Source organism: Cupriavidus basilensis OR16 (genome assembly GCF_000243095.1).
Lineage (GTDB): Bacteria > Pseudomonadota > Gammaproteobacteria > Burkholderiales > Burkholderiaceae > Cupriavidus > Cupriavidus basilensis_D.
Map to the genome: position 1 here is coordinate 1 of NZ_AHJE01000340.1, position 349 is coordinate 349.

Genomic DNA, 349 nt, shown 5'->3' on the forward strand with positions numbered 1-349 from the left:
GCCGACTTCCTACGCTACCACGCAGAGCCTCCCCGCTGAACAAGGACACTGGCCTTCGGAAGACTGGACCGACCAGTTCGGCGATGCCCAACTCAAGGCGCTGATCGGCGAAGCACTGCAAGGCAGCCCGTCGCTGGAAAAGGCCCGGGCCCGCGTGGCTTCCGCCACGGCGCTCAGCGAGGGTGCCAATGCCAATACGCTGCCGCAGGTAGGCGCCGGCTATTCCTGGACGCGTCAACGTTTCTCGGAAAGCACGCTCGTGCCGCCCCCGTTCGCCGGCTCCTGGCAATCGGAAAACAAGGCGGTCATCAACGCCTCGTATGAACTCGACCTGTGGGGCAAGAACCGC

Annotated in this window: 1 protein-coding gene; it reads left to right on the forward strand. The window is 64.8% G+C overall.

The annotated features are described in order from the left end of the window. On the forward strand, positions 1–349 hold a 349-nt coding region (locus tag OR16_RS39035), incomplete at both ends, for a TolC family protein (RefSeq protein ID WP_006165031.1).